General features: G+C 46.8%; 12 protein-coding genes and 1 tRNA gene. 11 read left to right on the top strand and 2 right to left on the bottom strand.

What is annotated here, in order from left to right:
- Positions 1 to 266: 266 nt before the first annotated feature.
- The gene (locus ACTHSN_RS04645; RefSeq protein WP_070460281.1) at positions 267 to 1,790 is read left to right on the top strand and encodes a fumarate hydratase; all 1,524 of its coding nucleotides are present in this window, start codon (positions 267 to 269) and stop codon (positions 1,788 to 1,790) included.
- 154 nt (positions 1,791 to 1,944) lie between these two features.
- Positions 1,945 to 2,021 (top strand) — tRNA-Pro (locus ACTHSN_RS04640).
- A gap of 154 nt (positions 2,022 to 2,175) precedes the next feature.
- Here the strand turns inward: ACTHSN_RS04640 and ACTHSN_RS04635 are convergent.
- Together ACTHSN_RS04635 and yciA are read right to left on the bottom strand one after the other, a co-directional pair.
- Positions 2,176 to 2,967, bottom strand: a complete 792-nt coding sequence (locus tag ACTHSN_RS04635) for a formate/nitrite transporter family protein (RefSeq protein WP_070460278.1) — start codon at positions 2,965 to 2,967, stop codon at positions 2,176 to 2,178.
- 246 nt (positions 2,968 to 3,213) lie between these two features.
- A complete protein-coding gene (gene yciA, locus ACTHSN_RS04630) occupies positions 3,214 to 3,648 on the bottom strand; it encodes an acyl-CoA thioester hydrolase YciA (protein ID WP_003680677.1) in 435 nt (144 codons plus the stop codon).
- 124 nt (positions 3,649 to 3,772) lie between these two features.
- Between yciA and pip the strand changes: the two genes are divergently transcribed.
- From pip to cas1c, 9 genes are all read left to right on the top strand, one after another.
- Positions 3,773 to 4,702 (top strand): prolyl aminopeptidase, encoded by a 930-nt coding sequence (pip, locus tag ACTHSN_RS04625; RefSeq protein ID WP_070460276.1) that lies wholly within the window; start codon positions 3,773 to 3,775, stop codon positions 4,700 to 4,702.
- Positions 4,703 to 4,824: 122 nt separating this feature from the next.
- Positions 4,825 to 7,113, top strand: coding sequence for a CRISPR-associated helicase/endonuclease Cas3 (locus ACTHSN_RS04620; RefSeq protein ID WP_107791806.1), 2,289 nt, complete (start codon positions 4,825 to 4,827; stop codon positions 7,111 to 7,113).
- A gap of 93 nt (positions 7,114 to 7,206) precedes the next feature.
- Positions 7,207 to 8,529, top strand: coding sequence for a hypothetical protein (locus ACTHSN_RS04615; RefSeq protein WP_107768948.1), 1,323 nt, complete (start codon positions 7,207 to 7,209; stop codon positions 8,527 to 8,529).
- Positions 8,530 to 8,688: 159 nt separating this feature from the next.
- Positions 8,689 to 9,363 carry a type I-C CRISPR-associated protein Cas5c gene (gene cas5c, locus ACTHSN_RS04610; RefSeq protein ID WP_107768949.1) on the top strand — a complete coding sequence of 225 codons (675 nt, stop codon included), beginning with the start codon at positions 8,689 to 8,691 and terminating at the stop codon, positions 9,361 to 9,363.
- The gene (gene cas8c, locus ACTHSN_RS04605; protein WP_107768950.1) at positions 9,360 to 11,150 is read left to right on the top strand and encodes a type I-C CRISPR-associated protein Cas8c/Csd1; all 1,791 of its coding nucleotides are present in this window, start codon (positions 9,360 to 9,362) and stop codon (positions 11,148 to 11,150) included. The genes cas5c and cas8c overlap by 4 nt, the downstream gene beginning before the upstream one ends.
- Before the next feature lie 11 nt (positions 11,151 to 11,161).
- A complete protein-coding gene (gene cas7c, locus ACTHSN_RS04600; protein ID WP_107768951.1) occupies positions 11,162 to 12,034 on the top strand; it encodes a type I-C CRISPR-associated protein Cas7/Csd2 in 873 nt (290 codons plus the stop codon).
- A gap of 14 nt (positions 12,035 to 12,048) precedes the next feature.
- Entirely contained in the window at positions 12,049 to 12,699 is a 651-nt protein-coding gene (cas4, locus tag ACTHSN_RS04595; RefSeq protein WP_107769078.1) for a CRISPR-associated protein Cas4, read from the top strand.
- Positions 12,700 to 12,745: 46 nt separating this feature from the next.
- Positions 12,746 to 13,726 (top strand): hypothetical protein, encoded by a 981-nt coding sequence (locus ACTHSN_RS04590; RefSeq protein WP_107768952.1) that lies wholly within the window; start codon positions 12,746 to 12,748, stop codon positions 13,724 to 13,726.
- Between the two features lie 175 nt (positions 13,727 to 13,901).
- Entirely contained in the window at positions 13,902 to 14,915 is a 1,014-nt protein-coding gene (gene cas1c, locus ACTHSN_RS04585; protein ID WP_107768953.1) for a type I-C CRISPR-associated endonuclease Cas1c, read from the top strand.
- Positions 14,916 to 14,937 lie beyond the last annotated feature (22 nt).

Below are 14,937 nucleotides of genomic sequence, written 5' to 3'. Positions count from 1 at the left end.
TTCAGACGGCCTTGGAATAAGATTATCATTTAAAAATAATGTAATTTTATTTCTATGTAAGTGAATAGCCAGTAGATATGGGTTATCAATAACCAAGTGATTTAATGCGATATTAAATTCTATTTAAATCAATAAGGTATGAAAATGATATTGTCTGGATTATTCATTTGAAAGCACTATTACACTATTGAAGGCCGTCTGAAAAAATCGGTCTCTTAAGAAATAAACAAATCCTCCCTACCATGACTCCGAAAAGGAACACAATCATGACCGTCATCAAGCAAGAAGACTTTATCCAAAGTATTTTCGACGCTTTCCAATTCATCAGCTACTACCATCCTAAAGACTACATTCAGGCTTTATACAAGGCTTACCAAAAAGAAGAGAACCCTGCCGCCAAAGATGCGATGGCGCAGATTTTGGTCAATAGCCGTATGTGTGCTGAAGGCCATCGTCCGATTTGTCAGGATACCGGTATTGCGACCGTATTCTTGAAAGTGGGCATGGATGTACAGTGGGATGCCGAGATGAGCGTACAGGAAATGGTTAACGAAGGCGTACGCCGTGCATACACCTATCCTGACAACAAACTGCGCGCCTCTGTATTGGCCGACCCGGCTGGCAAACGTCAAAATACCAAAGACAACACGCCTGCCGTTGTACACATGGAAATCGTAAAAGGCGACAAAGTCGAAGTTACTTGTGCAGCCAAAGGCGGCGGTTCTGAAAACAAAACCAAAGTTGCCATGCTCAACCCTTCAGACAATATCGTTGATTGGGTATTGAAAACCGTTCCTCAAATGGGTGCAGGCTGGTGTCCTCCGGGCATCTTGGGTATCGGTATCGGCGGTACGCCTGAAAAAGCAGTTTTGATGGCCAAAGAAAGCCTGATGAGCCATATCGATATTCAGGAACTCAAAGAAAAAGCCGATTCCGGTGCAGAATTGTCTACAACCGAAGCCCTGCGCTTGGAACTCTACAAAAAAGTAAATGCCTTGGGCATCGGCGCACAAGGTTTGGGCGGTTTGAGCACCGTGCTGGATGTCAAAATCCTTGATTACCCAACCCACGCGGCTTCCAAACCGATTGCCATGATTCCAAACTGCGCAGCTACTCGCCATATCGAATTTGAATTGGACGGCTCAGGCCCGGCCAAACTGGAAGCCCCGTCTTTGGAAGACTGGCCGGATCTGACTTACAGCCCTGACAACGGCAAACGTGTCGATGTCAACAATCTGACCAAAGAAGAAGTGGCCACATGGAAAACCGGCGATGTATTGTTGCTGAACGGTAAAATCCTGACCGGCCGCGATGCCGCGCACAAACGTTTGGTTGATATGCTCAACAAAGGCGAAGAATTGCCGGTAGATTTCATCAACAAACTGATTTACTACGTTGGCCCGGTTGATCCAGTCCGTGACGAAGTTGTTGGCCCAGCCGGTCCGACTACTTCCACCCGTATGGATAAATTTACCCGTCAAATGCTGGAACAAACCGGCCTCTTGGGTATGATCGGCAAATCCGAACGCGGCGCAGCAACTTGCCAAGCCATTGCCGATAACAAAGCCGTTTATCTAATGGCTGTCGGTGGCGCGGCATATCTGGTTGCCAAAGCCATTAAAGCATCTAAAGTCTTGGCGTTCCCAGAATTGGGCATGGAAGCGATTTACGAATTTGAAGTCAAAGACATGCCTGTTACCGTTGCGGTGGATAGCAATGGTGAATCGGTTCACGCCATTGCACCAAAACAATGGCAGGCAAAAATCGGTATTATTCCGGTTGAAGCTTGATATTTGACTGAATAATCAAAGGCCGTCTGAATGATTTCAGACGGCCTTTTTTTGCTTACAAATAATTCAAATGTTTTCAAACGAGTAAATTTCCTTTTCTAAAAAGCACTTGTCAAAATCAGCGTTTGAAACTAAAATTCACAGCTTATCGAGTCGGAGTGTGGCGCAGTCTGGTAGCGCACTTGCATGGGGTGCAAGGGGTCGAAGGTTCGAATCCTTTCACTCCGACCAAAAAATTGGAAAGAGCCGTTTTAAAAACGACTCTTTTTTCGTTTGGATGATTTATCTGAATAATGTGTCCGAATGGATTTTAAAACTTAATACCAATGGCGTCTGAAACAAAACCTGCTTTCTCAAAGCAGGTTTTGTTGTTTCTAAAGCAGGACTATTCGGTACTATCTTTCAGCGTGTCTCTATAAGTATAAAGATAAGATGCGCCGACAAAGGATGCGCCACCGATGACATTGCCCAGGAATACGGGAATCATGTTGAAGAAAAACTGCCCCCATGTGATGTTTGCACCTGCCAAAATACCCGCTGGGATAACGAACATATTGGCGACAAGGTGTTGGAAGCCGTTTAATACGAAAATCATGACGGGGAACCAAATGGCCAGCATTCGTCCAGTTGTGTTTTTAGCGGCAAAATGCAGCCACGCGCCCATGCAGACCATCCAGTTACATGCGACTGCCGATACAAAAGCGCGGCCGAAATCCATATGGACTTTTGCTTCCGCCACAGCAATGGTTTTTTCTGCCACGCTGCCTTCAATCATGCCGACATAGTATCCAAGGAAAAAAGCCATTGCCAGCGTGCCTACCAAATTGCCCATGCAGACGATAACCCAGTTGCGCAGCAGCATTTTGGAGGAAATCCGTCCGGCCAATCTGCCTAAAGACATAATCATCATATTGCTGGTTACCAGCTCGCCACCGCCAAGCAGGATACAAATCAAAGCGATTGGGAACACGGCGGCACCGAGTAAAGTCGCAACTCCGCCCCATTCGTGCGGAATGCCGCTGACTACTTTTAAATAGGCAAGATAACCGAAGCCGATGTATCCGCCGGCCAAAACGCTTAAGATTGCCAGTGTAGGGATGCTGGATTGTGCTTTGGCGCAGCTTTTGTCGAGAACAACCTGTAAAATTTCCTGTGGGTATAAATCGCGCGAAGCCATGATGTTCCTTAAAGTGGGTTGAGGAGGAAACGCCGTTTCAAAAGTGGCGCAAACTGTCGCGGTAGGGCAGTGTTATAGGAAGCCGGTGTATGGTCTTTGTCTTATCAATCAGCCTGAATTAAACCTAAAAAACAGATACTTCGCCTTGCTTTAGCTCAAAAGAAATATTATTACATTTTGCTTCTGTATTAAAAAAGGCCGTCTGAACGTTGAGGTTTCAGACGGCCTTGTTTTGAATTTTTAAACTTACAAATGTGCCAGCTTTGCATTGCCTTCGCGAGGAATAGGGCGCGGATTGCCTTGTGAATCGATGGCGACGTAAGTGAACACGGCTTCGGTGACCAGTTGACGGTCTTCCGTTACCATATCGTTCATCAAAGTCTTCACCCACACTTCGATTTTCAGTTGCAAAGAAGTATTGCCTACTCGGACGCAATGACCGTAGCAGCACACGACGTTGCCGACCTTTACCGGTCTGATGAAATTCATTTCTTGAACAGCCACGGTTACAATTCGTCCCTGTGCGATTTCTGCCGCCAAAATACCGCCGCCCAGATCCATTTGCGACATAATCCAGCCGCCGAAGATATCCTGATTAGGATTGGTATCACGCGGCATGGCTACCGTACGCAATAAAAGTTGTCCTTCGGGTGCAGCATGTGTTTGTTTGTTGTCAGACATAAATAATCCTGTCAAAAAAGTGGTATTTTACGCCATTTATGGCGCCAAACCTATGTAGGCCGTCTGAAAAATCAGAAGGCAAAGTGTTACAATCAACATATTCATCAGACAAAGGAGAAAGCTCATGCATCCGATTCAAGAACCACGAAATAGCGGCCTTTTGCGCGTATCCGACATTCACGAGATCTACTGGGAAGAATCAGGCAATCCTGATGGCCACCCCGTGATTTTCCTGCATGGCGGCCCCGGAGCAGGCGCATCACCTGCCTGTCGCGGCTTTTTCAATCCAGAGCATTTCCGCATCGTTATTATCGACCAACGCGGTTGCGGACGTTCCAAACCCTATGCCTGTATCGAAGACAATACCACATGGGATTTGGTTGCCGATATTGAAAAAGTGCGCGAAATGCTCGGTATTCAAAAATGGCTGGTTTTCGGCGGCTCATGGGGCAGCACCTTGTCGCTGACTTATGCCGAAACCCATCCCGATCGCGTCAGCGGCTTAGTTTTGCGCGGTATTTTCCTGTGCAGGCCGTCTGAAATGGCATGGTTGAACGAAGCAGGCGGCGTAAGCCAAATTTATCCGGCCCAATGGCAAAAATTCATTGCCCCCGTGGCCGAAAACAAACGCCAAGCCCTAATTAAAGCCTACCATGAAATGCTGTTTAGCGAAGATGAAGCCACACGCCTCAAAGCAGCCAAATCATGGGCAGACTGGGAAAGCTACCTTATTCAGTTTGAACCTAAAGACGTGGATGAAGATCCGCAAGCCTCCCTTGCCATCGCAAGAATGGAAAACCATTACTTCGTGAACGAAGGCTGGTTGCAGGGCGATAAAGCCATCTTGGCAAATATCGACAAAATCCGCCATATCCCAACCATCATCGTCCAAGGCCGCTACGACCTATGCACCCCGATGCAAAGCGCGTGGGAGCTCTCGCAAGCCTTCCCTGAAGCGGAATTGAGAATCGTCCAAGCAGGCCATTCTTCTTTTGATCCTTTGCTTTCCGAGGCTTTAGTGAAAGCAGTAGAGGATATTAGAAGCAAGTTATAAAGATTAATAAATGACAATGCCGTCTGAAAAAGTTTCAGACGGCATTTTTTCTATTTACATATTAAATTTAATATCATATTATCATTGCATATGTATCAATTTGAATTTTTTAGAATTTCAATATGAAACCCCTAATTTACTACGCCCATTCCGCGCAAGATAAACTCGGCAATCTCTTGCCTTACGAACATTGGCAAACCTTGCAAAGCCATTCGGTAAATGTTGGCGAAATGGCGGCGGAGTTTGCGCGAGTATTCGGGGCGCAGGAACAGGCCTGCCAGACGGGACAGCTGCATGACTTAGGGAAATATTCAGAAGCCTTTAACCGCCGATTGCATGGCGGCGCATCAGTCGATCATGCTACCGCCGGAGCCAAAATTGCCGTTGAGCTTTGGGGAAATGTTATCGGTAAGTTAATGGCGTTTTGCATTGCGGGGCATCATGCAGGGTTGGCTAATGGATGTGGTGAGGGCGATAACCGCAGTACTTTGAAACAGCGTCTAGCTTTGCAATTTGGCGAAGATATTCCCGCTCTCGATAATCTGTGGCAACAAGAAATCAAGCTCCCTCAAGCCCTGTCCGCACCGCTACTCAAAGCCGACGCGCATCATCCTTTTTTCTCCTACGCCTTCTTCACCCGAATGCTCTATTCCTGCTTGGTGGATGCCGATTATCTCGACACCGAAGCCTTTTATTCAAACCTAGAAAACAAAGCCGTCGAGCGAGGCGGTTATCCCGATTTAAACGCCTTACAACACAATTTCAATCAATTCATCAACGATTTCAGACGACGTATCGCTCAAACTCCAAAGAAAACCGAAGCCGAAAAACGCAATGCCGCTTTAAACCGCCTACGCAGTGAAATTCTCGATTACGCCGTAGAACAAGCGACACAAGCGCAAGGGCTGTTCACGCTCACGGTGCCTACCGGTGGCGGAAAAACTTTCACTTCCATGGCATTCGCACTGGAACACGCCAAACATCACGGCATGCGTCGCGTGATTTACGTCATCCCTTTCACCAGCATCATCGAACAAAATGCCGCCGAATTCCGCAAAGCCTTTGGCGAATTGGGCGAACAAGCCGTGCTGGAACACCACAGTACCTTCGACGACGGCAAACTGCAAAATGAGGCCACCAAAGACAAATTGCGCCTTGCCTCGGAAAACTGGGATGCGCCGATTATCGTGACCACCGCCGTGCAATTCTTCGAATCCCTCTTTGCCGACCGCTCCTCGCGCTGCCGCAAACTGCACAACATCGCAGGCTCCGTCATCATCCTCGACGAAGCGCAAATGCTGCCGCTCAATCTTTTGCTGCCCATCATGCAAGCCATCAAAGAATTGGCGCAAAACTACCGCTGCAGCATCGTCATGTGCACCGCCACCCAGCCAGCCGTGCAAGCCGAAAACGGCTTCTATCGCGGCTTTGAAAACGTGCGCGAAATTGCCCCAAAACCGACCGCACTTTTCGACAGACTGCGCCGCACCACCGTGCAACACATCGGCACACAAACCGACGCCGACCTGCTCGCCAAATTTGCCGAACACCCGCAAATGCTCGTCATCGTCAATAACCGTCGCCATGCCCGCAGCCTATACGACCAAGCCAAACACCTTGACGGCACGTTCCACCTGACTACCTTAATGTGCGCCAAACACCGCAGCCAAAAGCTCGATGAAATCCGAGACCGTCTGAAAAAGGGCGAACCCTGCCGCGTCATCGCCACCTCTTTAATTGAAGCCGGCGTTGATGTGGATTTTCCGCTGGTGATGCGCGCCGAAGCAGGTTTAGACAGCGTTGCGCAAGCTGCCGGACGCTGTAACCGCGAAGGCAAAAGGCCGTCTGAAAACAGCTTTGTCTGGATATTTGCGCCCGAAGAACAATGGAAAGCCCCACCTGAACTTGCCGCCCAAGCCGCCGTTATGCGCCTGACCGCCGACAGCTTTTCAGACGACCTCTTATCCACCCAAGCCGTCGCCGCCTATTTCGCTGAGCTTTATCAATTAAAAGGCAGCGAACTGGACAATAAAAAAATCCTGAAAATGCACAACGATACAGGGCAAAGCCTCGATTTCCCATTCCAAACCATCGCTGACAAGTTCCGCATGATTGAAAGCCATATGCAGCCGCTGATTATTCCGTTCGATGTTGATGCCGAAAACCTCATTAGCAGCCTGCACCACGCCGACCACATCGGCGGACTCTTACGCAAACTGCAACCCTATACCGTCCAAATCCCCGAAAAAGCCCTCGCCGCCTTGTATAAAGCAGGGCGTATCGAACCGATTAACGAGAAAAACTTCGGCAAACAGTTTTATATGCTGATTGGGCTGGATTTGTATGATGACGTGGCGGGGCTGAGTTGGGAGGATACTAATTTTATAAAAGAGGAGGGCTTGATATTTTAAGTTTAGATTTTTTATTTAACTTCCCTAGAAGTTGATTGCTGAGGGCGGGAATAATATGTTCCGCAATATTATCTATAACCTTAAGGAAACGTTATGAACCAAACTTTGTTAGATATTAAAAATGAATTAAATAACATCATTAAAGAATTAGAATCTTCTGTTTCTAGTGATGAGGCTTTTAATTACGCTCACGACCACTGGGCACTCCCCGGAATAACAAAAGCTGAGTTAATTACAGAAACGAAGAATCTAATCTCTCTTATCGATAACAAAGGTAGTGATGAAATTGATGATAAAAATGGAACTTTAGCACGATATTTAAAAGCACTAGATTTTTTAAAATCTCATACTGTACCTGAAATCTGGCAAAGTCCGTATGAAGCTGTTCCCGCTTACATCATTACAATTCATGCTTTAAAGACAGCCTTAGAACCTTTTTTAATTAAAGATGACAGTAAAGAGTTAGCTATTCAATTAAGAAACCAAAGAAGAAGAGTCCGAAGTTTAGAAGCCAGTCTGAATGAACTTGAGCCTAGAACATCCCCATTAAAGGATATGGTTTCCAGTATAGAACAAGCTCATGAAACAGCAGAGCAATTACCTACAGATTTGGCATCCTTAAAGGAAGCTAGGGAGACTATCGGTAAATTAGTAACTGAATCTACTGCAGATAAAGCGGCAGCTTTATCTGCTAAAACTGAAATTGAAAAACTTCAAGCAGAATTAAAAGATGCTTCTAAAGAAGCCAAAGATATATTAGAAGAATGTAAAAGTACCTATGCTGCAGCTACAAGTGTGGGGTTAGCAGCGGCCTTTTCCGAACGCTCTGATAGTTTATCTAAATCTATGTGGGTATGGGTTGGTGGATTGGTTTTATCGCTTGGTGCAGGTGGTTACTTTGGATCAGTTCAATTACAAAAGTTACTAGAGTTAATGGCACAGAAGGATATTTCTAGTTTAAGTATGTCTATCAATTTCATTATGGCAATTTTGTCAATTGGTGCACCAATATGGTTCTCTTGGTTGGCAACCAAACAAATTGGGCAACGGTTTAAATTATCGGAAGATTACGCCTTTAAAGCCTCTGTTTCTCGTGCTTATGAAGGTTTCCGTAAAGAAACTACGAGATTCGATAAAGAAATGGAAGCTAAATTGCTTAGTTCTGCTTTAACTCGATTAGATGAATTACCTTTACGCTTGGTTGAAGCTGAAAATCATGGGAGTCCTTGGCATGAGTTAGCTTCATCAAATATTGTTAAACAAGCCATGTCTAAAATTCCAAGTTTTCCAGATAACGTGAAGGAACTTGCAAGAAATGCGATGAATAAGGAGCAAGAATCAACTAAGGTTGCTCAGGTAACAAATAAGAACGTGCCAAGAAAAAATGATGATTCATCAGATGAAGACGATGTTTAATTGATAACAGAAAAGTGCGGTCAGTTTTTCCGTTGTTTTTTAGGTCGTCTGAAAACTTTTCGCACTTAACCGTGCGTGGATTGAAACTAAAGTAGTTAGATTAGTCAGCTAATCCGCCCCTTCTTTGTGAAGGGGCGTGTGTACAAAAAGGAGAACCAAATGAACCAAATCCGCCTACACATTTGGGGCGATTATGCCTGTTTTACCCGTCCGGAGATGAAGGTGGAGCGGGTATCTTATGATGTCATCACGCCGTCGGCGGCGCGCGGGATTTTGGCGGCGGTGCATTGGAAGCCGGCGATTCGGTGGGTGATTGACCGGATTTATGTGTTGAAACCGATTCGGTTTGAGTCGGTGCGGCGCAATGAGTTGGGCGGCAAGATTTCGGCGGGTAAGGTTAGCGGTGCGATGAAGCGTAAAAGCGTTGCCGATTTATATACGCTGATTGAAGACGACCGCCAGCAGCGCGCGGCGACGGTGCTTAAAGACGTGGCTTATGTGATTGAAGCCCATGCGGTGCTGACGGCAAAAGCGGGGGCGGATGAGACCGTTACCAAGCATATTGAGATGTTCAAACGTCGTGCGAAAAAGGGGCAATGCTTTCAGCAGCCTTGTTTGGGCGTGCGTGAATTTCCTGCCGATTTTGCGTTGATTGACGAGGGCGAACCGCTGCCGCTGTCGGCGTTATCGGAAAGCGAGGCAAACCGCGATTTGGGCTGGATGTTGCATGATATTGATTTTGACCACGGCAACACGCCGCATTTTTTCCGCGCGCAAATGAAAGACGGCGTGATTGATGTGCCGCCGTTTTACGCCGAGGAGGTAAAAGCATGATTCTTGCATCCCTTGCCCGCTATTACCGCCGTTTGGCAGCGGAAACCGATGAAATGGGCAACCCGAAAGTGCCGCCTTATGGCTTTAGCGAGGAGAAAATCGGCTGGATTTTGGTGTTGGATAAAGAAGGCCGTCTGAAAACCGTTGTGCCGAATCTGACTGCCGATAAAAAGCCGCAGCCGAAGCTGATGAGCGTGCCGCGCCCTGAAAAACGCACATCGGGCATCAAGCCGAATTTTTTGTGGGATAAAACTGCTTATACGCTCGGCGTGGAAGCCAATAAAAACAAAGCTGAAGTCAAAGAAAAACCGTTTACGTCGTCTGAAAAAACCTTTGAAGCCTTTAAGCAATACCATCTTGCTTTACTGCAAAACAGCGACGATGAAGACTTGCAAGCCTTGTGTCGTTTTCTGCAAAACTGGCTACCTGAAAATTTCGCTGCTGAAAATCTGCCTGCCGAAATGCTGGATGCCAACATCGCATTTTCTCTTGAAAAACCAACCGCACTTATCCATAAACGCGAAGCTGCGCAAAGCTTGTGGGCAGGCTGCCTGAAAAGCGATGAAGCGCTCGAAGGCCTGTGCCTGATTAGTGGCGATACTGCCCCAATTGCAAGGCTGCATCCGGCGATTAAAGGCGTGTTTGGCGGGCAAAGCTCCGGCGGCTCGATTATCTCATTCAACAAAGAAGCCTTTGTCTCTTTCGGCAAGGAGCAAGGCGCAAATGCGCCTGTTTCCGAACAATCCGCGTTTGCCTACACCACTGCACTGAACTATCTGTTGCGCCAACGTAATCAAGAAGCGAATAATCACTGCCTGACCATTGGCGATACCAGCACGGTCTTTTGGGCGGAAGCGGACGATAGCACAACTGCGCAGGCTGCCGAGGGCTTCTTCGCGCAAGTGTTCACGCCGCCGGATGATGAACAAGAAAGCGCCAAAGTTTTCAAAGTGTTAGAACAAATGGGTAAAGGTCGTCCGCTGCAAGAAATTGCGCCCGAACTCTCTCCCAATACCCGTTTTTATATCTTAGGGCTTGCCCCTAATGCCGCTCGGATTTCTGTTCGGTTTTGGCTGGACACAACGTTTGGGCAGTTGGCGGAAAATTTGGCGCAGCATTGGCAAGATTTAGCCCTTGAGCCTTGCGCGTGGAAAACGCCGCCGTCTATTTGGCGACTTTTATTGCAAACTGCCGTGCTGGGCAAAAGCGAAAATATCTCGCCTGTGTTGGCTGGTGAAATGACCCGCGCCGTGATTTGCGGCACGCCGTATCCTTTAAGTTTGCTGTCGCAACTGATTACCCGAATCCGCGCCGACGGCGATGTGAACGGCTTGCGCGTGGCAATGATGAAAGCCGTATTAGAGCGGCGTTTTAGAAAAGGTTTTATCGAAGAAGGAGTTCCTATGAGTTTGAACAATGAAAGCCCGAATCGCGCCTATCTTTTAGGGCGGCTGTTTGCCGTGTTGGAGCGCATCCAATATCAGGCGTTGGGCGAATTAAATGCCGGCATTGCCGACCGCTATTACGGCTCTGCATCCGCCGTGCCGTTTTCCATTTTTCCGCGTCTTTTGTCGGGTGCAAAACACCATTTGTCGCGCTTGCGTAAAGATAAAGCCGGCATGGCGGTGAATTTGGATAAAGATTTGGGCGAAATCATTGCCAAACTGCCCGAAACCTTTCCGCGCCATTTGAGCATTGACGAGCAAGGCCGCTTTGCCATCGGCTATTACCATCAAAAACAAAGCTATTTTGCTAAAAAAGAAACCGCTGAAACTATTGAAAACTAAGGAGCCAGAAAATGTCTGCCATTCAAAACCGCTATGAATTTGTTTACTTTTTTGATGTAACCAACGGCAACCCCAACGGTGATCCCGATGCGGGCAATATGCCGCGCCTCGATCCCGAATCCAGCAAAGGCTTGGTCACTGACGTCTGCTTAAAACGCAAAATCCGTAATTTTGTGGAAATCAGCAGCGAAAATGAAGCCGGTTACGAAATCTACGTCAAAGAAAAAAGCGTGTTAAACCTGCAAAACAAACGCGCTTATGAGGCTTTAGGGATTGAACCAAATACTAAAGAAAAAAAACTGCCAAAAGACGAAGCCAAAGCCCGCGACATTACCGCTTGGATGTGTAAAAACTTCTTTGATATCCGCACTTTCGGCGCGGTGATGACCACCGAAGTCAACAGCGGACAAGTGCGCGGTCCGGTGCAACTGGCATTTGCCCAATCCATCGACCCGATTGTGCCGCTGGAAGTTTCCATCACCCGCATGGCGGTAACCAACGAAAAAGACTTGGAAAAAGAACGCACTATGGGGCGAAAATACATCGTCCCTTATGCGCTCTACCGCGTGCACGGCTTTATCTCCGCCAACCTTGCCGCCAAAACCGGTTTTTCAGACGACGACTTAGCCAAACTCTGGCAAGCCCTGACGCTGATGTTTGAACACGACCGCTCCGCAGCCCGTGGCGAAATGGCGGCGCGCAAACTGATCGTTTTCAAACACGACAGCGCACTCGGCAGCCAGCCTGCACATAAATTGTTTGATGCCGTGAAAGTTGAACGCGTAAACGGCGAATCAGGTACGCCCGCAAGCAGTTTTGGCGATTACAAAATCAGCGTGGTTTCAGACGGCCTGAATAGCGTGAGTGTAGAAGAATATTTGTAAAAATGTCTGAAAAGATGACCGCTTGTATTGCAGAAGCAGAAAAGGAGAATCAGGACACGCGCCTGATTCCCCTTTCCGCCCTGCAACACTATGCCTTTTGCCCGCGCCAATGTGCGTTGATTCACAACGAGCAGGCGTGGGCGGAGAACTATTTGACCGCGCAGGGTAAGGCGCTGCATGAGCGGGTGGATTCTGGCGAACCGGAAACGCGCAAGGGCGTGCGCTTTGAGCGGACGGTGCATGTTTCGGCGGAGAAGTTGGGCATCAGCGGCGTGCTGGATTTGGTGGAAGTGGATACGAAAACAGGCCGTCTGAAACCCGTGGAATACAAACGCGGCAAACCCAAACCCGACCCAATGGACGAAATCCAGCTTTGCGCCCAAGGCTTGTGCTTGGAAGAAATGACGGGACAAACCATCTTCGAGGGCGCGCTGTGGTATATGCAAACTCGCCACCGCGTCCCCGTCGTGTTTTCAGACGACCTGCGCGCCCAAACCCTTGCCACCATCGCTGCCGTGCGCGAACTTTTAAACAGCTATCAAACCCCGCCACCCGACTACGGCAAACGCTGCAAAGCCTGCTCACTGGTGGAGATTTGCCAGCCGGAGTTGCTGGGGAAACGGGATAGGAGTGTGGGGTATGTGGAGGGGTTGTTTGGGGAGTGATGCTTAATTAGGAATTTTTACAGAATAGAATAAAGGATAATTAATTATGGTTAATAAAAATATGATAAAGAGTAAAAAAGTATTTCGGTTTGAAGATGGTGAGATAAATTTTAAAGCTGAGAAATTTTTATTTAAATTGGAAGTTGATAATACTATTTCCGTAGCGAATCATATACAATTTCATCCAGTTAGATCTTATAAACACAGTTTAAAACAAGTGCTTAGACCCATAGAGGGAGTAGCTGATTTGTTCATTGGTTGCATAGAAGAAAAATTTAATAATTACGATGATGAAATGAATGAGGCATTAATTGAGCTTGTTGAGAATATGTTACACAATATAATATCCCATGTTGATACATGTAAAAACATTATAAAACAATTAAGTGGCGAAATGAAAAGTAATGATATTCAAAATGAGTTTTTAAATAGTATAGAATCATATAGATCTTTTTTTGCAAAGCAAATTAATTTAGTTAAGCATAATAGTCGATTCATTAGGATAATAAGAGGACGTGATGAAAAAGAGGAAGGAAATTTTGTTATTGGGTATTATATAGAAGGAAAGCATGAGTTAGTGGATTCTGAAAACTCAACCAAAGGTGCTGTAGGGCCGGATCCTAACGTACATGAATTATATATGGGTAGAACAACTGCGTTTTCTTTAAATAAACATCTGAGGTTAATTATATGGTTTTTGCTTTTTATATCACAAAACTTATATGATTCAATAAAAAAGATTGAGTCACTAAAAACCATTCGTTGTTCTAAAAAAAATAATAATTTTATAAATATTTATCCATTAGTGAAAAAAATTATGAAAATACCTCAGTGCTATTTTCCAGATGAAGTAAATATTAGTAAGTTTGATGCTCCATATATAAATAAAGTTAAAAATAACATAAATATAGGGAATGTTATTTCTGAATATAGTTTAGATTTAATTACTCTACCATCATTTAAGATAACTTATTCAATTAGTCTAGATAATGAACATATATTTTTAATTCCTTATCTAATGAAATAAGTATTCAGCTGCATGCTGACTATTTGTGTATGGCAATTGTTTGATATTTAGATTATTTAAAATCATTACTGCAATTTTGAAAATGTCGGATTCAAGAGTCTGACCTACCATTTTTCAGGTGGATCAACCCTGTTAAATACCCAAAAAAGTGCGGTTAAACCCCAAGGAGTCCCCCATGCGCAAACTACAAAACACGCTCTACATCACCACCCAAGGCAGTTATCTGCATAAGGAGCGGGAGACGCTGGTGGTGGAGCAGGATCGTAAGAAAGTAGCGCAGTTGCCGGTGCATTCCATCGGGCATATTTTCTGTTTTGGGAATGTGCTGGTGTCGCCTTTTCTGCTGGGGTTTTGCGGTGAAAATAATGTGAATTTGGCGTTTTTTACCGAAAACGGACGTTTCTTGGGGCGGCTTCAGGGGCGGCAGAGCGGCAATGTGCTGCTGCGTCGGGCGCAGTATCGGGTGTCGGAGCAAAATCCTGTGCCGATTGCACGCAATATCATTGCGGCGAAGATTCAGGCGAGTAAACGGGTGCTTCAGCGGCAGATTCGCAATTACGGCGAGAATGCGGCGATTCAAAGTGCAGTCGATGCTTTGAACATTTCGCTGCGGCAGTTGAAGGGCGCGGCGGAGCTGGACGTGGTGCGTGGTATTGAGGGCGATGCGGCGGCGCGTTATTTCGGCGTGTTCGGGCAGCTTTTGAGCGAAAAAAGCGGCTTTTCTTTTGACGGGCGTAACCGCCGTCCACCCAGAGACGGGGTGAATGCGCTGTTGTCGTTTGTGTACAGTCTGTTGGGCAAGGACATCAGCGGCGCGCTGCAAGGCGTGGGGCTAGACCCGCAGGTGGGCTTTCTACACGCCGACCGACCGGGGCGCGACAGTTTGGCGCAGGATATTTTGGAAGAATTCCGCGCGTGGTGGGCGGACAGGTTGGTGTTGTCACTGATTAATCGCGGGCAAATAAAACCACAGGATTTTGTTGCCGAGGCAAGCGGCGCGGTAAGCTTAAAAGCAGAGGCGCGTAAGCTGTTGTTCCAAGCTTTGCAGGCGAAAAAGCAGGAGAAAATCGTTCATCCGTTTTTGGGCGAGGAAGTGGAAATCGGGCTGCTGCCGTATATTCAGGCGATGCTGTTGGCGCGGCACTTGCGAGGAGATTTGGCGGAATATCCGCCGTTTTTGATGAGATAGGTTTGCAGGCCGTCTGAAAACG

This window comes from Neisseria sp. P0009.S010, from assembly GCF_051958545.1.
GTDB classification, from domain to species: Bacteria; Pseudomonadota; Gammaproteobacteria; order Burkholderiales; family Neisseriaceae; genus Neisseria; species Neisseria subflava_A.
The sequence above is the reverse complement of the archived record's forward strand: the minus strand, read 5'-3'. Positions and strand labels throughout refer to the sequence as shown.

Coding starts and splice junctions, on each gene's coding strand:
- ACTHSN_RS04620 (WP_107791806.1), top strand. CDS start 4,825: ATGAAACCCCTAATTTACTACGCCCATTCCGCGCAAGATAAACTCGGC.
- ACTHSN_RS04635 (WP_070460278.1), bottom strand. CDS start 2,967: ATGGCTTCGCGCGATTTATACCCACAGGAAATTTTACAGGTTGTTCTC.
- ACTHSN_RS04615 (WP_107768948.1), top strand. CDS start 7,207: ATGAACCAAACTTTGTTAGATATTAAAAATGAATTAAATAACATCATT.
- yciA (WP_003680677.1), bottom strand. CDS start 3,648: ATGTCTGACAACAAACAAACACATGCTGCACCCGAAGGACAACTTTTA.
- cas1c (WP_107768953.1), top strand. CDS start 13,902: ATGCGCAAACTACAAAACACGCTCTACATCACCACCCAAGGCAGTTAT.
- ACTHSN_RS04590 (WP_107768952.1), top strand. CDS start 12,746: ATGGTTAATAAAAATATGATAAAGAGTAAAAAAGTATTTCGGTTTGAA.
- cas4 (WP_107769078.1), top strand. CDS start 12,049: ATGACCGCTTGTATTGCAGAAGCAGAAAAGGAGAATCAGGACACGCGC.
- pip (WP_070460276.1), top strand. CDS start 3,773: ATGCATCCGATTCAAGAACCACGAAATAGCGGCCTTTTGCGCGTATCC.
- cas7c (WP_107768951.1), top strand. CDS start 11,162: ATGTCTGCCATTCAAAACCGCTATGAATTTGTTTACTTTTTTGATGTA.
- cas8c (WP_107768950.1), top strand. CDS start 9,360: ATGATTCTTGCATCCCTTGCCCGCTATTACCGCCGTTTGGCAGCGGAA.
- cas5c (WP_107768949.1), top strand. CDS start 8,689: ATGAACCAAATCCGCCTACACATTTGGGGCGATTATGCCTGTTTTACC.
- ACTHSN_RS04645 (WP_070460281.1), top strand. CDS start 267: ATGACCGTCATCAAGCAAGAAGACTTTATCCAAAGTATTTTCGACGCT.